General features: G+C 45.2%; 25 protein-coding genes. 8 read left to right on the top strand and 17 right to left on the bottom strand.

Annotated features, from left to right (window positions below; genetic code table 11):
* Positions 1-128: 128 nt before the first annotated feature.
* Both B0H50_RS09655 and B0H50_RS09650 read left to right on the top strand, forming a co-directional pair.
* Positions 129-695: a hypothetical protein gene (locus B0H50_RS09655; RefSeq protein WP_109587627.1), complete on the top strand. Its 567-nt coding sequence runs from the start codon at positions 129-131 to the stop codon at positions 693-695.
* Positions 696-704: 9 nt separating this feature from the next.
* The gene (locus B0H50_RS09650) at positions 705-1,103 is read left to right on the top strand and encodes a hypothetical protein (protein WP_106199330.1); all 399 of its coding nucleotides are present in this window, start codon (positions 705-707) and stop codon (positions 1,101-1,103) included.
* Positions 1,104-1,317: 214 nt separating this feature from the next.
* On the opposite strand, the gene B0H50_RS09645 is transcribed toward B0H50_RS09650, so the two are convergent.
* The 3 genes from B0H50_RS09645 to B0H50_RS09635 are packed head-to-tail and all read right to left on the bottom strand — an operon-like array spanning position 1,318 to position 2,719.
* On the bottom strand, positions 1,318-1,749 hold the full coding sequence (locus B0H50_RS09645) for an RrF2 family transcriptional regulator (protein WP_106199328.1): 432 nt from the start codon (positions 1,747-1,749) through the stop codon (positions 1,318-1,320).
* Positions 1,746-2,174, bottom strand: coding sequence for an RrF2 family transcriptional regulator (locus B0H50_RS09640; RefSeq protein WP_106199326.1), 429 nt, complete (start codon positions 2,172-2,174; stop codon positions 1,746-1,748). The genes B0H50_RS09645 and B0H50_RS09640 overlap by 4 nt, the downstream gene beginning before the upstream one ends.
* Positions 2,171-2,719 (bottom strand): hypothetical protein, encoded by a 549-nt coding sequence (locus B0H50_RS09635; protein WP_106199323.1) that lies wholly within the window; start codon positions 2,717-2,719, stop codon positions 2,171-2,173. The genes B0H50_RS09640 and B0H50_RS09635 overlap by 4 nt, the downstream gene beginning before the upstream one ends.
* 170 nt (positions 2,720-2,889) lie before the next feature.
* Here B0H50_RS09635 and B0H50_RS09630 point away from each other — a divergent pair, with 170 nt between their 5' ends.
* The gene (locus B0H50_RS09630) at positions 2,890-3,498 is read left to right on the top strand and encodes a penicillin-binding protein activator LpoB (protein WP_106199321.1); all 609 of its coding nucleotides are present in this window, start codon (positions 2,890-2,892) and stop codon (positions 3,496-3,498) included.
* 91 nt (positions 3,499-3,589) lie between these two features.
* Positions 3,590-5,005 carry a hypothetical protein gene (locus B0H50_RS09625; protein ID WP_106199319.1) on the top strand — a complete coding sequence of 472 codons (1,416 nt, stop codon included), beginning with the start codon at positions 3,590-3,592 and terminating at the stop codon, positions 5,003-5,005.
* A gap of 49 nt (positions 5,006-5,054) precedes the next feature.
* On the opposite strand, the gene B0H50_RS09620 is transcribed toward B0H50_RS09625, so the two are convergent.
* From B0H50_RS09620 to B0H50_RS09610, 3 genes are read right to left on the bottom strand one after another with little or no spacing between them, the layout of a single operon-like run.
* Positions 5,055-5,744 (bottom strand): HAD family hydrolase, encoded by a 690-nt coding sequence (locus tag B0H50_RS09620; protein ID WP_106199317.1) that lies wholly within the window; start codon positions 5,742-5,744, stop codon positions 5,055-5,057.
* Positions 5,745-5,762: 18 nt separating this feature from the next.
* Positions 5,763-6,599 (bottom strand): tyrosine-type recombinase/integrase, encoded by an 837-nt coding sequence (locus tag B0H50_RS09615; RefSeq protein WP_106199315.1) that lies wholly within the window; start codon positions 6,597-6,599, stop codon positions 5,763-5,765.
* A 52-nt stretch (positions 6,600-6,651) separates the two neighbouring features.
* The gene (locus B0H50_RS09610) at positions 6,652-7,242 is read right to left on the bottom strand and encodes a toxin-antitoxin system YwqK family antitoxin (RefSeq protein ID WP_158256512.1); all 591 of its coding nucleotides are present in this window, start codon (positions 7,240-7,242) and stop codon (positions 6,652-6,654) included.
* 55 nt (positions 7,243-7,297) lie between these two features.
* Between B0H50_RS09610 and B0H50_RS09605 the strand changes: the two genes are divergently transcribed.
* Positions 7,298-8,794 carry a B12-binding domain-containing radical SAM protein gene (locus B0H50_RS09605; RefSeq protein WP_106199310.1) on the top strand — a complete coding sequence of 499 codons (1,497 nt, stop codon included), beginning with the start codon at positions 7,298-7,300 and terminating at the stop codon, positions 8,792-8,794.
* 71 nt (positions 8,795-8,865) lie between these two features.
* Here B0H50_RS09605 and B0H50_RS09600 read toward each other — a convergent pair whose 3' ends face one another.
* Both B0H50_RS09600 and argB read right to left on the bottom strand, forming a co-directional pair.
* A complete protein-coding gene (locus B0H50_RS09600; protein WP_106199308.1) occupies positions 8,866-10,074 on the bottom strand; it encodes an aspartate aminotransferase family protein in 1,209 nt (402 codons plus the stop codon).
* Positions 10,055-10,831 carry an acetylglutamate kinase gene (gene argB, locus B0H50_RS09595; RefSeq protein WP_106199305.1) on the bottom strand — a complete coding sequence of 259 codons (777 nt, stop codon included), beginning with the start codon at positions 10,829-10,831 and terminating at the stop codon, positions 10,055-10,057. The genes B0H50_RS09600 and argB overlap by 20 nt, the downstream gene beginning before the upstream one ends.
* A gap of 139 nt (positions 10,832-10,970) precedes the next feature.
* Between argB and B0H50_RS09590 the strand changes: the two genes are divergently transcribed.
* Positions 10,971-11,168, top strand: a complete 198-nt coding sequence (locus B0H50_RS09590) for a ferredoxin (RefSeq protein WP_078777284.1) — start codon at positions 10,971-10,973, stop codon at positions 11,166-11,168.
* A 66-nt stretch (positions 11,169-11,234) separates the two neighbouring features.
* On the opposite strand, the gene B0H50_RS09585 is transcribed toward B0H50_RS09590, so the two are convergent.
* The 8 genes from B0H50_RS09585 to gltX form a co-directional block, all read right to left on the bottom strand.
* The gene (locus B0H50_RS09585; RefSeq protein WP_158275903.1) at positions 11,235-12,761 is read right to left on the bottom strand and encodes a LamG-like jellyroll fold domain-containing protein; all 1,527 of its coding nucleotides are present in this window, start codon (positions 12,759-12,761) and stop codon (positions 11,235-11,237) included.
* A 20-nt stretch (positions 12,762-12,781) separates the two neighbouring features.
* Positions 12,782-13,642, bottom strand: a complete 861-nt coding sequence (locus B0H50_RS09580) for a TIGR02147 family protein (protein ID WP_233244712.1) — start codon at positions 13,640-13,642, stop codon at positions 12,782-12,784.
* A gap of 185 nt (positions 13,643-13,827) precedes the next feature.
* Positions 13,828-15,243 (bottom strand): cysteine--tRNA ligase, encoded by a 1,416-nt coding sequence (gene cysS, locus B0H50_RS09575; RefSeq protein ID WP_106199301.1) that lies wholly within the window; start codon positions 15,241-15,243, stop codon positions 13,828-13,830.
* A gap of 20 nt (positions 15,244-15,263) precedes the next feature.
* Complete coding sequence (locus tag B0H50_RS09570; protein ID WP_233244710.1) at positions 15,264-17,705, bottom strand: DUF3536 domain-containing protein; 2,442 nt, start codon at positions 17,703-17,705, stop codon at positions 15,264-15,266.
* 32 nt (positions 17,706-17,737) lie between these two features.
* A complete protein-coding gene (gene queA / locus B0H50_RS09565; protein ID WP_233244707.1) occupies positions 17,738-18,784 on the bottom strand; it encodes a tRNA preQ1(34) S-adenosylmethionine ribosyltransferase-isomerase QueA in 1,047 nt (348 codons plus the stop codon).
* Positions 18,781-19,776 carry a helix-turn-helix transcriptional regulator gene (locus B0H50_RS09560; protein WP_106199296.1) on the bottom strand — a complete coding sequence of 332 codons (996 nt, stop codon included), beginning with the start codon at positions 19,774-19,776 and terminating at the stop codon, positions 18,781-18,783. The genes queA and B0H50_RS09560 overlap by 4 nt, the downstream gene beginning before the upstream one ends.
* A 12-nt stretch (positions 19,777-19,788) precedes the next feature.
* Positions 19,789-21,027 carry a hypothetical protein gene (locus B0H50_RS09555; protein ID WP_106199294.1) on the bottom strand — a complete coding sequence of 413 codons (1,239 nt, stop codon included), beginning with the start codon at positions 21,025-21,027 and terminating at the stop codon, positions 19,789-19,791.
* Between the two features lie 12 nt (positions 21,028-21,039).
* Positions 21,040-22,509 (bottom strand): glutamate--tRNA ligase, encoded by a 1,470-nt coding sequence (gltX, locus tag B0H50_RS09550; protein ID WP_106199292.1) that lies wholly within the window; start codon positions 22,507-22,509, stop codon positions 21,040-21,042.
* Positions 22,510-22,899: 390 nt separating this feature from the next.
* On the opposite strand from gltX, the gene B0H50_RS09545 reads away from it, so the two are divergent.
* Positions 22,900-23,460: an NADH peroxidase gene (locus B0H50_RS09545; RefSeq protein ID WP_106199291.1), complete on the top strand. Its 561-nt coding sequence runs from the start codon at positions 22,900-22,902 to the stop codon at positions 23,458-23,460.
* Between the two features lie 64 nt (positions 23,461-23,524).
* Positions 23,525-23,932, top strand: coding sequence for a Fur family transcriptional regulator (locus tag B0H50_RS09540; protein ID WP_109587623.1), 408 nt, complete (start codon positions 23,525-23,527; stop codon positions 23,930-23,932).
* Here B0H50_RS09540 and tsaA read toward each other — a convergent pair.
* On the bottom strand, positions 23,887-24,678 hold the full coding sequence (tsaA, locus tag B0H50_RS09535; protein ID WP_106199286.1) for a tRNA (N6-threonylcarbamoyladenosine(37)-N6)-methyltransferase TrmO: 792 nt from the start codon (positions 24,676-24,678) through the stop codon (positions 23,887-23,889). The genes B0H50_RS09540 and tsaA overlap by 46 nt on opposite strands.
* Positions 24,679-24,863 lie beyond the last annotated feature (185 nt).

Here is a 24,863-nt window from a genome sequence, read left to right as displayed (position 1 = left end):
CGAAATCTTCGAGTTCTGTAAAGTCTTCGAGCTCCGTAAAGTCAAGCAGTAGCGTTGCGAAATCTTCTAGTTCCTCTGTAAAGTCCTCCAGTTCCTCGGCGAAGTCAAGCAGCAGTGTCGAAGAAAAAATGAAGGCGGTGGATTTGGGCTTGAACGTCAAATGGGGCGACCGCAATTTGGGCGCAGAAACGCCTACAGACGTTGGCAATTATTATGCGTGGGGCGAAATTGAACCGAAGGAATCTTACAGCAAAAGCACTTGCAAAATTTGCAATGATGCATCAATTACGTCGATTGTCGGCAATGCAAAATACGATGCGGCTACAGCAAAGTTAGGCGACAAGTGGCGTATGCCGACAAAAGAAGAAATTGAAGCCTTGATTGAATCCTGTACTTGGACGCTTGAAACCGTATCGGGTAAAGAAGTCTATAAAGTGACCGGGCCATCGAAGGTGTTTATTTATTTGCCGAAAACAGACTTCATTGTGAATGAATATACGCAAAAAGAAAATATCGGCTATTATTGGAGCGCAAATTTTTATGACAATCAAGGTGGAACGGCATCGGTTCTGTATCTTTCCTCAAGTGCTCATGGCTTGGATTATTACTTCTTATATGCAGGCCTTGCCATCCGCCCGGTTTACGGTGATGTGCCTGCAAAAATAGAAGCCGTTGATTTAGGTTTAAGTGTCTAATGGGCGAATATGAATGTCGGTGCAGAAAGCGAAACTGCTTACGGTGATTACTTTGCTTGGGGCGAAATTGAGCCGAAAGAAAGTTATGTCACTGCAACTTATAAACTTTGCGACAATAAATCGCTTACGGATATTTCGGGAAATGCGGAATATGATGCGGCCACCGCAAATTGGGGTGGCAAGTGGCGCATGCCGACAGAAGAAGAAATGGAAGAATTGAAAAATTCCTGCACATGGACTTGGAATGAAACAAAAAAAGGCTACCAAGTAATAGGAACGAACGGAAACTCTATTTTTATGCCAACAGCAGGGTATCGTTACGATTCTGACTTGTGGCACATTGGCTTTGATGGGAATTACTGGAGCTCTACTGCTAAAGACGGCCCCAGCAAGTACGCCGACGCTTAGGGCTTCCGTTCGGACCACTTGGGCGTGGGCTTCGCCTACAGTAGCGATGGCTACTCAGTTCGCCCGGTCTATGTAGAATAAAAGCGCAGCGTGTTTGATTTATTAGAGGAGTTACACTTGTAATTCCTCTTTTTGTATTTCTAACTTTTCATCAATTTTCTTGTAACCCGAATAAAGTTTATCGCGAAGCGAAGCCGCGCTCCTCACTTCTCATTTAAATGTAATACATATATTCCGGCTTATTTTTGCCGGAGATGAGTTTGTCGAGGGTCAATTTTTTGAGGACGATTTCAACGGCTTCGTCCATTTTTTGATAAAGACCGATGCGGATGGCGGTGCGGTAAGGAGTTTCTTCTTCGGAGGGAAGCGGCGATTCGACGACTTTCATTGAGCCTTCTAATGTATTCAATAATTCATCCAATTGAATTTCTTGAGAAGGTTTTGCTAAAACAAATCCGCCGTTTGAACCTTTGATAGAACGAATATATCCCGATTGCTTTAAGATAATCGCAATTTGTCCTAAGTAGGCGAGAGAAATTCCTTGACGTTCGGAAATGGCGGCTAATGTGGACGGTTTATTTTCGCCTTGTTCTGCGATGTCGAGCAGGAAACGGACGCCGTAGCGGCCTTTGGTAGAAATTTTCATCCGTAAAATTCTCCTTGTACGCCGCGGTAAACTTGAATTAAATCGTCCAAGGTAATTTGTGAAATGAGGCTGTCAATTGAATGATCAATCGATGCCCAAACGAATTTACTATCGCAGATTTTTTCGCGTTCGCATTTATCGCCATTTAAGCAAGGAATGGATTTGAGCGATTTTTCCATTAGCGTCAAAACTTCGTAAGCCGAAATTTCTTTCGGGCTTTTGGCCAAGCGGTAACCGCCTTGAATGCCGCGGCTACCGACGATGAGTTTTGCTTTTTTGAGCGGAATGAAAAGTTGCTCTAAATAGCCATCGGAAATGTGCGTTTTTTCCGAGATGGTGTGAATGCTACACGGCTTTTCGGGGTCTTCGGTAGCGATGCACAAAAGTGCTTCTAACGAATATTGTCCGCGAGTAGAAATTTTCATCGGCTTACATCAATCGCTTTGAGACCCGGACGTGAATTGGCGAAGAGAATGCCGAGCGATACGCCGAAACTATGATTGATTTCGTCGGCAAATGTCCATTGATACGAGCCTTTTAAGCGCATCGAAATCCAAGATTCGGTGAAGAAGAAAATACCCGCGTTTGCTTCGACGGTCGGACCAAAACGGTCGCCGAATGTATCGGCATCATCATCTTCGGGGATGGCTTGAATACCTGCCATACCGCCGATAAACGGAGTAATGCCCGCGGGAAGAAGCATTTGCTGGATACCGAATTTAACATCAAATCCGTTGCCGGGGAATGAATAGCCCGCATCGCCCGTTACGCTTGTATAAGGAAGAAGTTGATAGTTTGCGATAAATCCGACGTCGCCGAATGCTTTGCGGTTATCTTTCCAACGATCGTTCATCGGTCTATTGACGCCGATTTCTAAACCGTAACTGGCATACGGATTGTAAACAGGGCGACCTTCCCCTGCAAAAGTCCAAACGGCAAGTGCTGCGATAAGAATTAAAAGCTTTTTCATTCTGCTTCTCCAGCTTACAGAACATTCTGCGTCTATCAAATCTAATAAAAACGAAAGTGCGAAACTAGGGTTTTACGCTTTATCCGATAAGATGTTAAAATTGGAATACGAGCGGGGAAAGGTTTTCTATATTAAAAACAAACATTCAAAAATTCAAAAGAAGGTACAAAATGTCTAAAGTGCTTCGTCTTTCGATCCTCTGCTTTGCTGCATTTGCTTTGGTTGCATGCTCGGGCGGTAAAAAAGTCACCCGCATCGAATCGGATTCTGTGGTGGATCTTTCGGGTAAGTGGAATGATACGGACTCCCGTTTGGTTGCAGAAGAAATGATTCAGGATTGCATCGCTCGTCCTTGGTACAATAAACTTTTGCAGGGTAAAAACGGTGAACTTCCGACGGTTGTGATTGGATCTGTCCGCAACAAGAGCCACGAACACATTAACGTGGAAACTTTCATCAAGGATATGGAACGCGCTCTCATCAATAGCGGTAAAGTGGACTTCGTGGCAAACGCTGAAGAACGCGGCGAACTCCGCGCAGAACTCGCTAGCCAATCGGGTAACGCTACCGAAGAAACTCGCAAGGAAGCGGGTCAAGAAATCGGTGCGGATTTGATGCTCACCGGCAGCTTGAATTCTATCGTGGACCAAGAAGGCGGCGAACAAGTTGTCTTCTATCAAATCGACCTTCAACTCGTTGACATTCAAACACACAAAACCGTTTGGATTGGCGACAAGAAGATTAAGAAGTACATGAACAAAGCTTCGGTGAAGATGTAATTTGAAATGGCGAAAGCGTCTTTGTGGCGCTTTCGTTTTTTTGTAAAAACTTTTCCTTTTTCCGCCGCGATGTTGCGGCATTTTCCCCATAATGCAGAAATCTTTTTCTCTTTTTACGCTTCTCTTTTGTGTGGTTTTCCTTTGCAGCTGCGCCAATAAATCGATGACGCGTTACGAGGAACTTTCGGAGCCTTTGGAAAAAGAAGGCTTTTCTGCGGTCATTAAAAAAGTCCAAGACAAACAGGACAAACTCTACGGCTCAAATTCGGTGTTCTTGTATCACTTTGATTTGGCAACTCTTTACCATTATAATGGCGAGTATAAAAAGAGCGCTGACGAATTTGAAAAAGCCAAACAAGTTTACGAAGATTTATATACGAAGTCGGTGACGAATGAAGCGGTGTCGCTGATGACGAATGATAACGTGCGTCCATATCGTGCGCGTCCGTTCGAAGTGCTCGCGCTTTATGAAATGAACATCGTCAATTATTTGGCGATGAACGATGTGGACGGAGCGCTTGTGGAATGTCGCGCAGCCGATATTGCGCTCCAAGCGCTTTATCAGAAAGATAATCAGAAGACAAATGACGCGGGCTATTTGCGTTATTTAATCGGGCTCGTTTATGAAATGGAAGGCGAAAACGATGATGCGGCAATCGCTTATTACAAAGCAGCAAAAGCTTACGAAGAAGAACCGACTGTTCTCCCTGCCGAAGCGCAAGCGTTCATCGAAAGCCGTTTACAAAAAGCGGGACGAAGCGATGATGTGAAAGCGTTAAAATTCCCGCATCCGAATGCACCTGCGATGTTGCCCGTATATGCGGATAATGCGAATGGCGAAATTATCGTCATCGGTTATGCAGGACACAGCGCAATTCTTGGAGAATGGATGCTTTCGGGAACTTATGTGCGCGGCGGTATTTTGAATCTTACGGGAAAAAATCCGCAGACCGGAAATGTGCAAAGTTTGACGATTCCGTTCCCCGCAACAGCTGTCGGCTCGCACGGAGGCACCACGATTTCGGTAACGATTGCAATTCCAGAACGCAAAGATGTGCCATATCGGACGGAAAATTTTGAAGTCCGCATGGATGGAAAAAATCCTGCGGTCCGTCCAGAAATTTACCTCGACAACACAAAGCATTTGGTGAAAAATTTAAGTGAAGAACGGACGGCAACTCTCGGGCGCACAGCGGTTCGCGTTTTAACGCGGACGATTGCTGCGCAACAAGCGAAGAAGCAAATGGAAACGAATAATGTGTTTTTGAATTTGCTTACGAGTGTCGGAACCGATGTTGCCGCGGCACAGTTAGAACAAGCGGATTTGCGTGTGGGACTTTTCCTTCCGCAATATGTGCGCGTAACGCGAATTCCTGCGACTCCGGGAATGCATAAAGTTTCGGTTCTCCCGACGAATCGAAATGGCAGCGCAGTCGGACATTATGAATTTACCGCCAAAGTTAAAGCGGGTTCAAAAACTGTCGTCATTGTGCCGGCGATTTTCTAGAAATTTTTAGTTGAATTTTGAAGCGCAGACCTCTGCGCTTTTTTTGTTTTTAAACGGACATTTTTTGCAAAAGTGCAAAAAGTTTTGTGCGAAGCTCGTGAAAATTTTGGGCGCATAAAACGCCTTCACGGCTTTCGCCAAAGAGAATCGCTTGCATGCCGACTTGAAGCGCGCCGACGATGTCGCGTTTATAATTGTCGCCGATCATCACAGAATTTTCTGCGGAAGCGCCGAGCTTCTGTAAAATATCGCGGAACATTTTTGCGGACGGTTTTTCTTCGCCGCATTCTTCGCTGGTAACGATTTTATCGAAGACGCCGACGAGTCCGAGTTTCTGCAATTTGCGCAGTTGAATGTGCAGCGTTAAATCGGAACAAATGCCGAGAGGAATCTGCTTTGCTTTGAGTTCTTGAAGAAATTCTACGGCTCCGGGGAAAAGACGCATCGCATTGAGATAAGCGTCCCAGTAAGCGTTATACATCGGCAAATCGTGAACATCGGTCGGTAAATTTAAGACTTCACACATCCGATGATAAAACAGCAAACGGTTATGCCCCGCCGCTGTTTTCGGATGCATTTGCTTCGTGTATTGATCGCATTCGATATACAAATTCGAAAATTCTTCGGCGGATAATGCCGTGAAATTTTGCAGATATTTGTAAACGGAAGTGCGCCCTGCTGCGTCGCTTGGCGCATATGGATAGAGCGTATTATCTAAATCAAAAACAATGGCGAGCATAAGGAAAATTTAAAATTTTCATCGCAGCCGATTAAATTTTTTCATTTCTTTATCGAGAAATGCGTCCACATATTTCGCATAAATTAACGTCGTCGAAAGATTCCGATGCCCGAGAAGTTTTCCAGTCGCAGGAAGAGAAATGCCGATGGTAATGCAAGTGGTCGCGAAAGTGTGTCGCGCTAAATGACAATGCAAATAACGATTGCAATCGAGTTTTTTCGCCGCGCGACGCAGTTGTCGATTGAACTGAGAATTTTCGGTGACGTGAAAAATATTTCCGCACAAAGGAAGTGTATCGAGTAAAAGTCGCGCTTGTACGGGAATGGGAATGTAAACGGCTTCGCCCGTTTTCTGCGTTTGCTTTCGAATTTTCCAATCGGCAATTTCTGTCGCATCAAGAGATTTCAAATCGCTGTAACGCAGCCCGGTAAAACAGCTAAAAAGAAAAATGCGCATCGCTTCTTTTTCGTTTGCCGTTAAAATTTCTTTTTGATTGAAATAATTCCAATAGAGTTTTTTGAGCTCGGGAATCGTTAAAAATCCGCGATGAGAATAGACGCGTCCGATGCGAAATTTTTCAAATGGATTTTTCATTTTGACGCCGTCGTCGATAAATTGATTTAAGAAAATGCGCAGAACCGAGAGCGCTTTGTTCACGGTTGCGGGCTTGTTTCCGCATTCTTGCAAATGCGATTTATACGCGTGAATAAATGCGACGTCAATTTCTTCGCAGCATAAATTGGGCTGGAAATTTTCCAGCTTTTTCAAATTCCAAAAGTAAGTGCGAAGAGTTGTTTCCGAAAGTTCGTTGTTGTTATTTTGAATCGCCTGATACGCAGCGGGAAAAAATTGCATAAAGCCTCACAGATAAAAGAAAAACTGTGAGGGAAAATACGACTTTTACGAATTAGAAATTGCAGTTTTCGATGCAGCGATTGCGATGAAATTTCGCCGTGTGAACGACGATGCCTTTGTTGTATTTGTGATAAACGCCTTCGCGGATTCCGTTGACGATTTCCAAATCTTCGGTGAGCATTCCGTTTGCGTCATACATGCGAGCGGTACCGTTTACGTGACCTTTTTCATAAGGAAATTCCGCGCGGAGAGTTCCGTTCTCATTGTATTCTTTGGAAAGTCCATCGGGAATGCCGAGCTTATAAACCTCTAAATTGCGAAGATTTCCGTTTTCGAAATAAGTCTTCGATTCGCCGTGTTCAATTCCTGCGGCATAATGAATTTCTTGCCACAATTTTCCGTTGGCGTAATAACTTTTGAAGACGCCATCGAGATTGCCGTTGACATAATGCGATTCCACGCCAACTTTTCCGTCGGGATAGAACGATGTGAATTTTCCTTGTTTAATTTTAGTGCCTTTTTGAACAGTATAAATTTCTTGTAAAGTGCCGCTCGCGGCTTGCACGCGCACCGTATCGAGTTCATCGGTCGCTGCGAAAAGCGAAAGTGTTAAAAGCAACACAAATAAAAAAATCTTTTGCATTTTCATAAACTCATCCTCATCTTTTTTAAAATTAGAATGTATTTTGTGGGTGCTTATGCGTGTCACGTTTTTAAATCCCCCTTATTTCCCCATGTTCAGCCGGGAATCCCGCAGCCCGTGCGTTACCAAATCCAGTACGCTGTATTGGCCGATGTTTTTGAGCTATGCCGCGGGAACTGTCGAAGCCGACGGAAATGAAATTCAGCTGCTCGATAGTCCAGCGATGGATCTCGATCTCGAAAAAACGGTTGCAGCGATTCGCACTTTTAATCCGGAATTGATTATTGCGAGCACGAGTACGCCGAGCATTATCAACGATTTGTCGGTGATTAAAACGCTGAAGGTGATGTTCAATGTTCCGACGGCGATTATGGGAACTCACGCCACTGCAGAACCGTTAGAAAGTTTGCAGATGGAACCGAATTTGGATTACGTGATTATCGGCGAAGCGGATTATACTGCGCGCAATTTAGTGCGCCTTCTCCGCGGCGAAATTCAAAAACCTTCGGATATCGCCGGTCTTGCTTACCGCACTCCGGACGGCGGAATTGACTTCCAACCGGAAGGTCCGAAGATTGCAAATTTGGACGAACTTCCTTGGGTGAGCAAAACTTATTACAAGTATCTGCATTCGTGCTATAAGCGTTATTTTTACGGCGCGAATTTGAATCCGATTATCGTGATTCTTTCGGGGCGAGGCTGTCCGAACCGCTGCAGTTACTGCGTGATTCCGCAGACATTAAATGGCCACGTTTTTCGGATGCGTTCGCCCAAAGATGTCGTCGATGAATTGGAATTTATCCAATCGCATTTTGAAGAACTTGGCGAAGTCTTTTTTGAAGACGATACTTTTACAGCGAATCATCGTCATGTGCAAGAAATCTGCGAAGAAATTTTGCGTCGCAATTTGAAGATTACATGGAGCTGCAATGCTCGCGCCGATGTTCCGCTTGAACTTTTGAAATTGATGCACAAAGCGGGTGGCCGCGAAATGTGCGTGGGCTTTGAAAGCGCAAGCCCCGAAGTGTTGCAAAATATTCACAAGGGAATTAAGAATACCGATCGCGCCATTCAATTTATGAAGGATTCGCGGAAAGCGGGATTCTTGGTGCACGGATGCTTCATGGTTGGGAATCCGGGCGATACGAAAGAAACGTTGCGGATGACTTTGGATTATGCGAAAAAGCTGAATCCGAATACGGCGCAATTCTATCCGATTATGGCGTATCCGGGAACGGAAGCGTACAAAGAAGCTCTCGCGAGCGGCGCTTTGGAAAGTCGCGATTACAGTCAATGGTTGGATAAAGATGGATTCCATCGGACGACGATTCACCGCGGAACTCTTTCGAGTCAAGATCTCGTGGACTTCTGCGATCAAGCGCGCCGCGAATTTTATCTGCGCCCGAGTTACATTTTCCGTCAAGGAATTATGGCGATTAAAAATCCGAAGGAACGTTACCGCGTTTTCCGCGGATTTAAAACTCTCGTGAAGCATTTGTTCCGCAAACACGGAGAACTCGCTGTGCGTCAAGCGCCGACGAATAAACGCTAATCGAAAAAGTGAAACGAAAAAGCGCGCCCGAACGGGCGCGCTTTCATTTTACCTGTTTGAAAATTCTGCAGTTACGCGATGCGGGAAACAGCAGCTTCTAATTTTTGCAGTGCTTCATCGCATTCGGCTGCGGAAACATTCAGCGGTGGAAGCAAACGAATCACATTTCCTTTCGCACTTAAAATCAAAAGGCCTTCTGCACGTGCTGCGGTAATCACATCGCCGACGGATTTTTCTTGAGCAAGAGGAATGCCGAGAATTAAACCTTCGCCACGAACTTCGCCGAGGAAGTTGAACTTTGCGACGATTTTTGCAATGCCTTCTTTTAATTGCTTCGAACGTGCTTTCACATTTTCTAAAAGCGCAGGAGTTGCAATTTGCGAAACGACGGAAAGGCCGGCAGCACAAGCGACGGGGTTTCCTCCGAATGTCGTACCGTGATCACCCGGTTTCAATTCGTCTGCGATTTTTTGACGCAGAAGAACTGCGCCGAGCGGAAGTCCGCCGCCGAGAGCTTTTGCAAGAGAAACGAGGTCGGGTTTTAAACCGTATTTTTCGTGGCCGAGGAAAACGCCTAAGCGTCCCATGCCCGCTTGCACTTCATCGACGATGACGAGGCATCCGAATTCTTTTTGCAAAGCATTGACAGTTTCAACCATTTCGTGAGAAAGAGTCATCACGCCGCCTTCGGCCGCGAGAGATTCTAACATAATGGCGCAAGTGTCTTTATTCACTTCTTTTTTGAGCGCTTCGCAGTCGTTCCAAGGAACGTGCACAAAATCGCCCGGCATACTGCCAAAGCCTTCGCGGATAGCGGGCTGCCCCGTTGCCGAAAGAGCCGCAAAAGTTCTGCCGTGGAAACTATTCACAAAGGTGACGATTTTTTGGCGATTCTTTTCGCCTTTGCGATCGAAATATTTCCGCGCAAATTTAATGCAGCCTTCGTTTGCTTCGGTTCCCGAATTGCAGAAAAATGCTTTGTCAAATTTTGTAATCTCTAAAAGTTTTTTGCCTAATTGAATCTGCGGATAATTCGGATACAAATTCGAAAGATGAATGAATTTTTTCGCTTGTTCCGAAATCGCATTCAATATGCCCGCGTTCTGGTGACCTAAACTGTTGACCGCAATGCCTGCGACAAAGTCCAAATATTTTTTGCCGTCGGCGTCAAACAAGTAACTGCCTTTTCCTTCGACAAAATCAACATCGGGTTTTCCGTAAAGCGGCGCGATGACGTTTTTATCTTCCGCTAAAAGATTCTTAAGCGAGGATTGTGCCATAGTTCAGTTCTCCATGAATCTGCTTTGCAAAAGTTTCGGCATCTTTCCAGCCGAGAATGTGAATTTCTCCGAGTCCGCGTTGAATAGCGCGGAAACTTTCTTTGACTTTCGGAATCATGCCGCCGCTGATTGTGCCGTCGGCGATAAGCTCTTCGACTTTTTCTTCGGAAAGATTAGAAATGACATTTTTTTCTTTGTCAAGAACACCGGGAACATCGCTTACGAGCAAGAATTTGTCGGCTTTGAGAGCGACTGCAAGTTCGGAAGCTGCGGTGTCTGCGTTGATATTCCAAGCAACGCCTTCGCCGATGGAAATGGGGCTTACGACAGGCGTCCAACCAGCGTTCCACAAATCGGTGACAATTTTCGGATTCACTTTTTCGATGTTTCCGACTTGACCCAAATCCACTTTTCCTTCGCGCTTTTTCGCTTCGAAAAGTTTTCCGTCCACGCCAGAAATTCCGATGGCAGACGCACCGTTATTTTCGAGCATACGGACTAATTTTTTGTTCACATGACCGGACAAAGTCATTTCGACCATTTTCATAATGCCCGGAGTCGTCACTCGCAAACCTTCGATAAATCGCGGTTCTTCGGAAAGAAGCGCAATGTTTTCGTTGATATCTTTGCCACCGCCGTGGACGACTGCTACTTGAAAATCTTGAGCCGTGAGCATAGCGATTGCGCGGGTAAAATCCAGGAGCTTAGCTTCGTCAATAGCGAGGCTGCCACCGATTTTTACGACGACTTTTTTCATTTTTGTCTGTACCTCATAATGGTTGTGCTATAAATTTATTTATATTCCCCCGCTTTGGCTTTCCTTTTCACAAAAGAAATTGTTATATTCAAGAAGAGAACTCTCTCAAAACAAAAGACCCTTAACCAAAGGCAATTCTATGGCAATCAAAAAAGTTTGGCTCGACGAATCGAACGACGAATGCGTTTCTTGCGGTGCTTGCGAAGGCACTTGCGATGCAGTCTTCTCTGTTCCAGAAAAGATGCAGGTCAAGGAAGGCGTTGATTATTCTAAGTATGAAGATGACATCAAGGCTGCAGCAGAAGGCTGCCCGGCTCAAGTCATCAAGTACGAATAATTTTTCGTTTGATGAAAAAGACCGCTGCAAAGAATTTCTTTCGGCGGTCTTTTTGTTTTAAATGGTTCAATTTTTTGCGGCGCTTTGCGTCTCGTATTCCAGGCGCAGCCACTCGGCGCTTCGCGCTTTTTGAACGACGCGGATTTCGTCGAACGCGCCATTCCACGATTCTTCTTCGACTTCGTTTCCGCCGACGAGGAATGGAATGTCATCGAGAATTTTGTAAAGCGGGAATGAAATTGCTTCGCCGATTTGTTCGCCATTTACAAACATCGCAATGGAATCATTTTTCGAAACGAGACTGAGCATTTTCCAAGAATTCGTATCGACTGCAGAAACAGCTCCGGGAATGGAATCCCAATGCGCAACATTATAAATGGAAAATGCAGAATTGATTGTGTCGTAATACCATTGGAAAAGAAGGGAATCCGGCGACGCTCTTTTTGTAAAGAGAATTTGATGATGTCCGTTTTTGCCATTCCAATAAGCCCAAAGAGAAAGGGTGAAGTTGTGCGTAAACGGATTTAATGAATCGAGAGAAATGAATTCGCCCGCGTGAATTTTTTTGCCGTAGCCGATAAATCCAAATGGTTTGCTCGTATCGGATGAAGAATTGAATTTTTCATCGCCGAATAAATGAAGCGCTGCGAGAATAGAATCCGCGGGCAAGTAAGCGCGGGATTTTTTCGAATCGTTAGAATGGATTACATATAAATTCACTTTTTCGCAGTCGGCGAGAAGAGAATCCAAGCGCACCCATAAAACGCCTTGCGACGCTTGCGGTGTCCAATAATCCACTTCGAACGATAAATCGTTTCCGCGTTCATCGGTAATTTTAAAAGAATCGGGTTCTGCAAAAAGAGAAAAGTCGATTTGATTATTGAATTTTACGGGCAAAACAAATCCGCGGAGAGTTTCGCTTGGCACACTTTTTAAGGAAACGGAAATTGCAGTCGCTGCGTCAGAAAGTGAAATGCCAAGAGAAGTATCGGCGTAAGCGGAAGCGTCGGCAAAAACCAAAAGGGAATCGCTTTCGGAAAATGCTTTGAGCGCGGGCAAAGAAATTTTTTCTTTTGCAGAATTTGCAGAAAATTCAAAATGCGATTGTGGCGCAGAATTTTTCACAAAGACGAGAGAAATATTTCCCGCGGGAATAGAATCAAAAGAAAATTCTCCGTCCGAATTTAATGCGGCCGAAAGATTTGTGCCGACGATGCGAACGCTTCCCGAAAATTCGGATTCAATTTTTCCGAATAAGGATTTGCTATTTCCGAGAATAATTTTCATCGAATCTTGAATGGATGCGGCTAAGAAATTTTCTGCATTTTGCGATGCGTAAAGAAGTTGCATTTTTTCTGCAGAATTATCAAAAGCGAAATTGCCAAGGCTATCGCTCCATGTTTCAACGGAGTCTGCGATGTTTGAATTTTTCCAAGAGTCTTCGTAAGCGACAATGCGCGCATGCGCAGCGGGAGTTTCGCCATCGGCTAAATAAATTCGGCCAGCGATGGAATTGCCAATGTCTGTGACGCCGCCGGCTGTGCGGTCATCGGAACAGCCGAAAAAAATTCCGCTGAGGAGAAGAAAATTCACAAAGTAAAATTTACCCAGTTTCATTTTTCATTTTCCTTTTCAAATTTTTTGCTCATCGGAAAGGCGACAATCATCATCTCGTAAACTTTATCCATAATCGGATCGTCCGAAGCTTTTGCAATAATTTTTTTGCGGGCTTCTTCTAAAATTTTTACGGCATAATCGTAGGAGCTTTCGCTCATCGCAAGAGTTGTAAATGTGGCGAATCTTTCGCTCGGCTTTTTACTTTCGACGGCACCGATTGCTTGTTGCACATACTCGCGGCGAATTTCGCGCAAATCCATCGGCGAAACATTTCTCGCGTCGAGCATCAGCGAAGTGCTTTGAAATTTGCCTTCGGGAGTTTTTTGGATGAGATTCCACTTCTCTAAATTTTTAACAGCGGCGCGCGCTTCTTCTGTGGAAATGGCGGGATCGATAGCGCGAGCGAGATGCATCATATCTCCGTCGAAATCGGGATGCACGACGAGTTCGCGGAGAATCGGATAATACCATTTTGAAAAATATTCTTTCTGATCGTGCGAAATGTGATTGAATTCATTTTGCGAACGAATTTGTGTAATTTCGTCCCACGCACTTTCGCGTTCTTCGACGCGCTTCGCTTGATTGTATTCAACGAGAGCGGCAAAATATTTTGTCTGTCGATTATCGAGCTTCAACGCTTTCGTCATTTTCTCAATGGATTTCGGCGTTAAATTAAAACGCCCGCGGATGACGTTTAAGCAATAAGACGAAGAGCTGAATCCGGCTTTGGCTGCGAAAAATCGATGCGAAAAGACGGCGCGCAATTTCTTTTGCTCGTCGAAATAATCTTGCAGAAAACGGCGATAGTCGTCGTAATCAAAAATGTGGTCGATTGCAGACATTTCAATTTTAAACATAAATTTTTACACACCAAAATGCAAGAAGTCCGATAGAATAATGGTTAAAATCGATCATTCGATGACTAATTTTAATTAAAATTTACACAGTCTAAAGCCGATAAATTTCTTTGCCATTTGATTTTCGTGTAAAAAGTGTTTTGCGATTTTGAAAGGCATAAAAAAAGCGGCTTGCGCCGCTTCGTTTATTTTCTTGTCCAAGTTGTTCCTTGCGGACTGTCCTTGATTTCGATGCCTTTTTCTTTGAGAAGATCGCGGATGCGGTCGCTTTCTGCCCAATTTTTGGTTTTGCGGGCTTCGGTGCGCTGCGCGATGAGCGCTTCGATTTCTGCGGAATCGTCGGCTGCATTCGGGTCGGCTTTTTTCGCAAATTCTTTGCGCGGTTCATCCAATTTGAGTCCGAGAACGCGATCAAAGTCAGCGACAAGTGCTGCTTTTTCGCCTTCGGATAAATCGGTTTTGAGAACGCTATTCAAAATGCCGAGTGCGCGCGGCATATTCAAATCGTCGCCGATTGCATCGCGGAATTCTTGCTGCCATTTTTTCGCAGCATCGCTTTCGATTGCGGTGGCTTTGCCGATTAAAGGGTCTGTCTTTTTGTGCAGACTTTTCAAGGCTTCGCGGGCGCTGTCGAGAGATTCAAAGCTAAAGTTCAAATAGTTGCGGTAATGGCTCGTGAGCGCAAACAAGCGATAATCCAGCGGATTATAACCTTTGTCTTTTAAGACGGAAACGGTTAAAAATTCGCCAGAACTTTTGCTCATTTTGTTGCCGTCTAAGCGGAGAAATTCCCCGTGCATCCAGAAACGGCTAAACGGTTTTCCGGTTGCGCATTCGCTTTGTGCGATTTCATTTGTGTGGTGAACGCGGATGTGATCCGTGCCGCCGCAGTGAATGTCCAAAGTGGGACCATTATATTTCATCGCCATCGCAGAGCATTCAATGTGCCAGCCGGGGAATCCAATGCCCCACGGACTTTCCCATTCCATCAAACGCTTTTTGTCTTTCGGGCTGAATTTCCACAAAGCAAAATCGGTGGCGTTGTGTTTTTCGCCCATATCGATGCGGCTGCCTTTGCGCAAATTTTCAACATCGAGACGCGCAAAATCGGCGTAACGCGGGAATTTCAGGCTGTCAAAATAAATGCCGTCCGAAGTGCGATAGGTGTAACCTTTTTCTTCAAGAATTTTTACGAGTTCAATTTGTTCTTGAATGTGATCGGTTGCGCGCACCCAACGCGTCGGCTCTTGAATGTTTAAAGCGTGCCAATCAGCGAAGAATGCATCCATATAATATTTGGCGATATCCCAAACGGATTTTCCTTCGCGAGCGGCGCCCTTTTCCATTTTATCATCGCCGGTGTCACCGTCGCTTGTCAAGTGACCCACGTCGGTAATGTTGACGATGTGATTTAATTTGTAGCCGTAATATTCTAAAGTTCTACAGAGCGTGTCTTCGAAAATGTATGTGCGCAAATTGCCGATGTGCGCAAAATGGTAAACGGTAGGACCGCAGCAATACATCTTCACGGTATCTTCGCCGGGGAGAAGGCTGAACGGTTCTTTTTTTCGAGTTGCTGTATTGTAGAATGAAAGTGACATAGTATCCTTAATTTAGAAAATCAGTTTCTCGGTTCTGCACGACGCTCAAAATTGAGCCAATCAAACATAGGACGCAACGCGCGGTATTGCGGATTTTGCGAATCGGCAATGTAACGTTTGTAACTTTCAAATGCTTGGTTTTCGAGAGACGATTTGTTGATGTAAAGGTTGAGCCAATTTGCCATCGAGATGAGTCCGGTGATGTGTTTAATCACATTTTCATCGTAGTCAGTCGATGCGCTTTCAATGAGTTCCGAAAGTTTTTTGTGGAACATTCGACCTGTTCCGCCGAAGGAGAATTGCGTATTTAATTCTCGGGCTTCTTCGACTAAATCGCGGACGCTGTTTAACAAATTTTCGTCGTGCGCTTTTAAATATTGCAAAGCCATTTCGTGAATTTTGGCGTTGATTTCGAGCGAGAGCGCTTTGCGCATCGTATCAGTCAATGTGTGATCTTGATCGGCGAGCGAATCGATTGAAAGTCCGTGTTCCAAGGCGAAACCGTCAAAGGCGTGCGTGACTTCGACCAAGCGAGACTTGGTGAGAAGTTGATTGATGTGGCGCAGAGAATCGCTCATCAAATTGCGCATGCGGACAATGTATGCGGTGGGGAATTGTTCGTGCAAATCTTTAATCGCAACATTGGAATTCGGAATGAATTCAATTTCGTCGGGATTGATTCCGCCGAAAACGACTGCGGTTACGCGGCCCATGTTATCGTTCAAAACGAGAATCGTGGCATCTGTTTTTTCGCCGATATCTGCATCGTCAAAGACGACATGAACAATTGTTTCGTATTTCTGCGAAGCGATGACTTTTTCCGAAATGCGAGAATCGAGTTCTGCTTTATCTTCGTATTTGTCAAGTCCCATGTGCAAAACGATAGCGCGTTCGGCTAAAAGTTTTAAGGCGACAGGCATATCGGGCATTGCGTAGCGCACAAAAACTTCGGTCCCGCTCCAATGATGTTCATTGGAAGTCGCGCGTCCGAGAATGCTTAAGAATTGATCGCGCAGCGGATGATTGATAGGAAGGAATGGACGCAAAAGTTCCATTGCACGTTCAGCGTAACGCATATTTTGCACTGGTTCCAAGCCTTCGATATCGTTGAAGAACCAACCGCAACTTGTGAAACTGAATAAGCAGAATTTTTCAATTTCCATTAAACGAATCGCTGTTGCTCGGGCTTTTTTGTCGTTCGGATCTTTTAAAATTTCAGCGAAGAATTTTTCTTTGCGGTCTTTTTCTTCGGGCTTGACGAGAACTTGTGCGTAAAGATTTCGCGCATCCCACGGATTTACGCGGGCGATTTTTTCCATTTCGCGGACAAAAACTTCGTCCGCAAATTTTTTCAGATAATTCATCGCATCGCGCAAAGGTGTGCGCCATTTCTGATTCCAATCGGGGCCTCCGCCGGTTGAACATCCGCAATCGCGGTACCAACGGCCAACGCCATGAGCGCAGCTCCACGCACAGCCTTCGGAGTGAGCGTTCTTAATTTTCACTTCAAACTTCGGCGGGAATTTTTCGAGGAACCAACCAAAATTCACCGGAATCATTTCGTGTTCGGGCGCGTAATGATTGAAAAGCCAAGCGGCGCACATATCGCCGAACGGTTCGTGGTGACCGTAAGATTCACCGTCAGTTCCGATGCTTACAAGTTGAGCGTCTTCGCGATTCGGGTCAAATCCATCTTGAATGCGTTTTCCAAAAACATTGGCGTCGCGCAAAAGATGTTCAAATCCCACAGCGCTAGAAAGCCACGGATTGTAAAAGAAAACATCCAAGTAGCCGTCGCAAATTTTTTTGCCGTTTTCGTCCACGGGGAAAATGCGATACGGACGAGTTGTGTCGATGTCTGTATTTTCGCAACCTTTCCAATCGGAATCTTTGCCACCTAGCGGACGGAAACATTCTGCTTGCGTCGGCGAAAGAATGGTGAAGCGAATGCCTTCGCGGATTAAGTCCACGATGACATCCATGTTAATCGCGGTTTCGGCGAGCCACATCGCTTCGGGCTTTCTTCCAAAATGCGTTTCGAAATCTTGAATGCCCCAACGAATTTGCGTGATGCGATCTTCGTGAGAAGCGAGCGGCATAATGATGTGATTGTAAACTTGAGCTATTGCGTTGCCGTGTCCGAAACGCTTCACCGTTTTTGCATCGGCTTCTTGAATGCGACGGTAAGTATCGGGCAAGTGCGTGCGAATCCAACCGATTAAAGTCGGACCCATGTTGAAGCTCATGTATTCGTAATTGTTGACGATATTTTGAATGCGTCCCGAGCCCGAAAGAATGCGGCTTGCGGCATTAGGCGTGTAACACTGCGCAGCGATGCGATCGTTCCAATCGTGGAATGGCGCTGCACTCGGTTGATTTTCAATTTCACCCGTCCACGGATTTTCACGCGGCGGCTGATAAAAGTGGCCGTGAATTGCGAAGTAGAGAGGATTCTTTGCCATAATGATTCCGTTTTGAGTTTAAAATTTTGAGGTTAAAGGATGAGCATTCCGTCGCCGTAACTGAACAAATGCAACTGATGTTCTACGGCATAGCGGTAAGCGGCGAGAGTATTTTCGCGTCCGTAAAATGCTGCGACCAAAAGAATGAGAGAACTTTTTGGCCAATGAAAATTGGTGAGAAGACCGTCGACGATTTTGTAGCGGTAACCCGGATAGAAAAATGCGTGAGTCACACCGGTCTGCGGAACAAGAAATCCGTTTTCATCGGCAATGGTTTCGATGACGCGCGTGCTCGTTGTTCCGATGGGGACAATTCTTCCGCCGTTCTTTTTCGCTTGATTGATAATGTCGGCGTTTTCTTGCGTCAGTTCGTAATGTTCACCGTGCATTTTGTGTTTGCGAAAATCTTCTTCGGAAATATTTTGAAAAGTGCCTGGGCCCACGTGGAGAGTGACTTCGGCGATGTGAACGCCTTTTGCTTTTAAATCGCAGAGCATCTGTTCGCTAAAATGCAAACTCGCAGTTGGCGCAGCGACGGCTCCGTTGTATTTTGCAAAAATCGTTTGATACGCTTTTTTGTCTTCTTCATCATCGGGGCGGTGAATGTAAGGAGGCAGTGGAACGTGTCCTTGTTTATTCATCACTTCTTCAAGTTCGACAGGAGTAATATCAAAGCAAAGAATGCGTGCACCATCGGGATTGATTGCTTCGACGGTGACTTTTACGCCGGCAATTTCTAATTCGCGTCCCACGGGAAACGCTTTCCCAGGATGCACCCAAGCTTCCCATCGCGCGAGTCCGTTGGCATCGGGAAAGAGAGTTTGCACGAGAAGAATTTCCACTTGCCCGCCGTGCATCGTGTGCCCAAAAAGACGCGCCGGAATGACTTTCGTATTGTTGACGACAATGCAATCGCCCGGATTAAAAAAGTCCACGATTTTTGGTGCCGGCACAATTTCCAAAGGTCCGCCATTTTTCGGGCAATGCAAAATTTTTGTTTTGCCTTTTCCCGGAGTTCTGTTTGCAATCAGTTCCTTGGGAAATTCAAAAGAATAATCAGACAAATTCGTAGAAATCATAATGCTTCGTTTGCAGCCTTCAATTTATTTTTCATTTTTTCTTTGATGCTTGCCGGTTCCAAAATTTTCACATCCGGAAGAATGCTGAAAAGCCAAGATTCCAAATCAAGAGTATCGTAAAGGCTCAATTCCACCGTAAACGGTTTTTGCTTTTTGATTTTAATCGGCGGATTGAAATGCGATTCTTTCAAATAAGCTTGCAGCCATTCCGATTTGATTTCCAAAAGCAATTTAATTTTTGGAGAAGACGAACCGTTAAAGCGTCCGTAGCAACTTTCGAAAAATTTCTTGTAATCGAAATTTTGTTCGGGGAAAAATTCATTCAAACGTTGAATCGTTTTAATGCGACGGAACGCAAACTGAAATCCTTTTTCGCTGATTTTACCTTCTTCATCTTCGGTCTTTGCGATGAGATAAACCGTGTCGATGCGGAGAATCAATTTTAACGGCAAAATTTTGTGTTTCTTTTCGGCGCCGTCGTGCGCAGATTGATAACTAATCAAAAGTTTTTGGCGTTGCTTAATCGCATTCAAAACAGAATTGATTCGCGTCGTGCGATTGATTACGTTTTCGCTAAATTCTGAAAAAGGTCCCAAGTCCACAATGAAATTTTCGTCGGTGCTAATCGCTTGTGACGAAGTTTCTTCGGGCAATTCTTCGCCTTGCAAAAAATCGATGGCGCGTTTGACATTTTGACCTTGCGGAGTCGAACCCATATCATCCAAAATTTTTTGCGCCGATTTGAGTCCCTTGAGAATTTTTTCGGGCGGCCGCCACGCAGATGTCGGTTGAATGAAAAATTTCTTTGCCGTTTTATCTTTTTGCAAACCGCAATTTTCTTTTTCAAGAGTTTTGAGATGGCGATAAATCGTGCGCATATCGCAGGACATATATTCTGCAAGTTCAGGAATGGACGCGGGCTTATTCGGGGCTGTCAATCGGAGCTTGAGCTGTTTTAATTTGTCGTAAGTGGATTTCGGTTTCTTTTCCATTTTGATTTCTCCTTATGCGTCCACACGCAAACGGGTGTTGATTTTAAGTCCTTTTGAATTTTGAAGAATAAAAATGTTGACGGCACCTTTTTGCCAAATATTTTTGACGGAGCCTTCGACAAGAATTCCTTCGGAAAGAGGAATGACGTGAAAATTGCAATCCGTATATTTCGCTTTGAGTGTTGCCAAAAGAATTTCGGCGCGTTTCCGCATTGTCGGCGGAGGTAACGGCACTTCTTCTAATTCGAGTTTTAAATCGCGAAGTCCTAAAATATGATGCAAATCCGATTTGATTTTTTCTAAATGCGCATCTGCAAAATAGTAGGCGTTAATGTAGAGAACATTCTCTTTGACGTGAACTTCGTTGCAAAAAAACGGAGACTTTTCATTTTCTAAAATGCGGAAAGCTTCGCGGGAAATTTCTTCGTCAGAAACGGGCGAGCCGACGCAATAAACCGAAAGCATATCGACGACGCCGCGAAAATTAGGCTGCATTTTTACAAAGCGCGCAATCGCTTCTTTATCCGGCAAATTCGAAACGGAGCCGTAAACATAAACGACATTGTGCACGACATTCAAACGAATGCTATTTCCTAAATTCGGAAAGCGTTGTTGCACGCGTTCGGTAAGTCGTCGAAGAAGAATGCTATCGGGCAATGGCTGAAATTCATCGGGCAAAGTAATGAAAACGATTTTTCCATTTTCAAGTTGCACGACGAGCTTCTTCACATCTTTATCAAAAACGCTTCCGATGGCGACGCCTATCATTTTTCGCAGCACATGATAAATGGGATCGCCGAGAAGAGTTTCGCCCACTTGCGCCGGCAACAAACGAAATCCGAACGGAGCTTTTTCATTAAACTGCGTCAAAATTGAGCGCTTTAATTTTTCTTTTTGCCCATCGTATTCGACATCGATAATTTCTTCGGTCTGCGTTTTATAAACCGCATCCACTAAACTCGGGCGCTGTTTTCCGTCAACATAAACCCAATCACCGGGAGCAAGCCGATTTTGCGAAAGAAGCTTTGCGTATTCGGCTTTTGCATTTTTCGTGCCGAAAAAAATTTCGTGCGAAAAGGCGATGACGAAAGATTCGCAAATTTTGCATTGACAAACGAGAGGAATCTCCGGCGGAATTTCTGCGTGAATCGAAAACGGCTCGCGCGCCAAAATACGATGCGAAGTAATCGCATTGCACGTGGAGCAATAAAGCCGTTTTTCTTGCAGCAGATGAATCCAATACCGGAGCATTTTCCCTCGGAATTATTCTTGCATCAAAGGCTCTGCGACTTCAATGCGGCGAAGGGTTTCTGCTTTCCCGACGACTTCAAAAAGTTCCCAAAGTCCAGGTCCCGCAGTAACTCCCGAAACGGCCAAGCGGACAGCGCCCACGAGGTCGCCCAATTTGCAGCCGCACTTTTCGGTAAGCTCCACAAATCCTTTTTCGATTTCAGGAGTTGTAAACGGTTCCACCGTCGCGAGCATTTCGCGGACAGCGTGCGCAATTTCGCGGCTTCCTGCGCCCCACTGTTTCCGTTTTCCTTTTTCGTCATATTCGGTCGGCGCTTTGAAAAAGTAAACCGACATATCGGCGAGATCTTTCAAGAAATGTGCGCGCGGCTTTAACATTTCCACAATCATATTCAGCCGTTCTGCGGGCTCGTTCGCAGTCGAAATGCCTTTCGCTTCGAGACCTGCGACCATTTCCTTCAAGAGAACATCATTCGGCGTTGTATGAATGTGCTGCATATTCATCCACTGCAATTTTTTCTCGTCAAATTTCACAGCAGTCGGGTGAATATTTTCGAGCTTAAACGCTTGAATCATTTCGTCCAAGCTCATCACTTCGCGATCGTCGCCCGGATTCCAGCCGAGAAGCGCCAAATAATTGACCATCGTTTCGGGCAAATAACCGAGTTCGCGGAATTCGCTGACAGAAACGGCGCCATTTCTCTTCGACAATTTTCCGCCGTTTTTCGAATCGAGAATCACCGGCAAGTGGCACCAAATCGGCGCTTCCCAACCGAAAGCCTTATAAAGCAAAACGTGCTTCGGCGTTGAACTAATCCATTCATCGCCGCGGAGAACGTGAGTTGTTCCCATCAAATGATCATCGACGACGCTTGCAAAATGATAAGTCGGATAGCCGTCGCGTTTAATCAAAACCAAATCGTCCAAAACTTCATTCTTGTATTCAATGCGACCGCGGATTAAATCCGTAAATTCCGTCGAACCCGATTCAGGAATCTTAAAACGAATCACCGCTTTCTCGCCTGCGGCAATGCGCGCTTCCGCTTCTTCGCGCGGAATATTGCGGCAATGTCTATCGTAACCGGTTTCTGGCGCGCCGGCTTTTTTCTGCGCCGCACGCACTTCGTTCAAACGTTCTTCGGAACAGAAACAATAATACGCAAGACCCGCATCCAAAAGTTTTTGAATTTCGCGGTGATAAATATCCAAACGTTCGCTTTGGAAATACGGACCGCAATCGCCTTCGCAACCCGGACCTTCGTCCCAATTCAAACCGAGCCATTTCAAATCGCGCATCAAATCTTTCAGCGCCGCTTCGTTATAGCGTTTCCGGTCGGTATCTTCAATTCTCAAATAGAAAGTGCCGCCCATCGCTTTCGCGAAGAAATAATTGTAAATCGCAGTGCGCGCTCCGCCGACATGGAGAAAACCAGTAGGACTCGGAGCAAAACGAACGCGGACTTTGCGCGTAGATTCGGACATAGAAAACCTCAAAAAGAAAAGAGCACGAAAATTCGTGTTTTGACAAAATTTAACAAAATTGAAATCTCGCTGAAAAATCAAATCATTGAAAGCCGGAATACAAGGGGGAAAGCCTTCCCCTCGCGGGAACTACTCGCTTGCGCGAGCATTTCCCGCTACCCCTTCTCCTAGGGGACACCCCTAAAACCCCGAAAAATGAAAACTCATCTTCTCAAATGGAATAAAACCGAAAAAGAAAATCGCCAAATTCTCGCCGATGGAAAATATTTTCTAAAAAGTCAAAAAAAATTCTAAAACCCCTTGACTTTAATTTGCAATTATTATAAATTTGTAATAGTTACAAACTTAAACGCTTCAACGAGAAGCGACATCTTTAACAAGGAGACAACTATGAAAGTATGGGTTTGTTCTGTCTGTGGCTACGTTTCGTTTGGAGAAGAACCGCCTGAATGCTGCCCGCAGTGCAAAGCGCCGAAGTCCAAGTTCAAATTGAAAGAAGAACCGGCGACGAGCGGCAAAATGGTTTGGGCTGACGAACACAAAATCGGCGTCGCTCAAGGTTTGGATGCCGAAGTTGTTCAAGGCTTACGCGAAAACTTCACCGGCGAATGCACCGAAGTCGGCATGTATTTGGCAATGAGTCGCCAAGCAGACCGCGAAGGCTTCCCGGAAGTTGCCGAAGCTTACAAGCGCATCGCATTCGAAGAAGCAGAACACGCAGCAAAGTTTGCAGAACTTCTCGGCGAAGTCGTCTATCCGGACACCAAGAAGAATCTTTCTCTCCGCGTTGCAGCAGAAGCAGGCGCAACCGAAGGCAAACTCAAATTGGCAAAGCGTGCGAAGGAACTCGGTTACGACGCCATCCACGACACTGTTCATGAAATGTGCAAAGATGAAGCACGTCATGGCGGCGCTTTCGAAGGCCTCTTGAACCGTTACTTCAACAAGTAATCCACAAAAAATGGGGGAGCGGTTTCGCTCCCTTTTTCGTTTCACTTTCACCCGTTGAGGCTTTATGACTCCCTCGGAATCTCTCCGCGAAAAAAATATTCGCCCGTCGATTCAGCGGGTGAGCATTTTAAATTATTTACTCGAAAAAAAGAATCATCCGACAGTCGATACGATTTACGAAGATTTGCACCCGGCGATTCCGACTCTTTCGCGGACGACCGTTTACAATACGCTGCAAATGTTCAAAGAATATGACCTCGTTTCGACTTTAGATTTCGGCGATGGCAGTTTACATTACGATGCCGAAACGCATCCGCACATTCATTTTCGTTGTCGAATTTGCCACGCCATTTACGATGTTTTTGTCGCTCCCGCAGACATTCAAAAGCATTTAGAAAAAGACGCAATTCTCGAAGAATCGCAATTTTATGCGTTCGGCGTTTGCGCAAAATGCGCTAAAAATTCACGGTGAAGCGCTTTGTCGCTGTAAATATCTTCCGCAGAATTTAATTCGTCCGCAATGTAACCGCTGCGGATTTTTTGCAGACAAATTTTTTTGTTTTTTTCATCAAAAGAAAAATCGATTCGGAATGTGCGAAAGGCGAGTTCTGCTATTTGATTTTCGTGCACTTTGACGCGGCGACGCGAAGAATCTAGCGGAGAATTATTCAGTTGGCATTCTGCAAAACTTTTCAAATCCCAACCGCAAACGGATTCAATCCAACGACTTTGCACAAGAAATTCTTCGGTCGCAGAAATTTCCCACGGATCGATATTTTGCAAATCGACCCAGCCCGCTTTCGCCTGGGGAAATGCGTCGGCTTTGGGAATGTAAGGTTTGATGTCGAGAATCGGCGTTTCGCTCAGCAAATCCGCTTCATCAATAGTGAGAGTGAGTCCGTTTACCGAAATGAGTCGCACGCAAGAAAGTCCAATCGGATTTGGACGATAAGGGCTGCGCGATGCAAATGTGCCAACGCGTTCTTTTCCTGCTGCGGGAACGGGCGGTCGCGTCGTCGGACGCCATTCTGCATTTTGATGAAATTGAAAAATCACCCAAATGCGTTCAAAACCTTCGAGGTCGCGCAGCGCAATTTCAAAATCTTTCTGCGGCAACAATTCGATTTTCCCCAAATGTCCGCGAAAGAAAACGCCTTGCCGCGGCACTTCGAATTTGTAATGCGCCGAATTGTAAAAATATCCGATCGGGGAAAACATGAAATAAAATTAGAAATTAGAAGTGAGAGCGCGCGGCTGCGCCGCGCAGGGTTTGGAGAACTTAGAGCTGAGAGCTTAGATCTTAGAAATTCTAAGCTCTAAAATCGAAGTTCTAAAATCTTGCATTCCACTTTTTTCGATTTTAAGTAAAATCTTCTTTACTTTTGGAACATTTTTCCCGAAAA

This window comes from Hallerella porci, from assembly GCF_003148885.1.
Lineage (GTDB): Bacteria > Fibrobacterota > Fibrobacteria > Fibrobacterales > Fibrobacteraceae > Hallerella > Hallerella porci.
The sequence above is the reverse complement of the archived record's forward strand: the minus strand, read 5'-3'. Positions and strand labels throughout refer to the sequence as shown.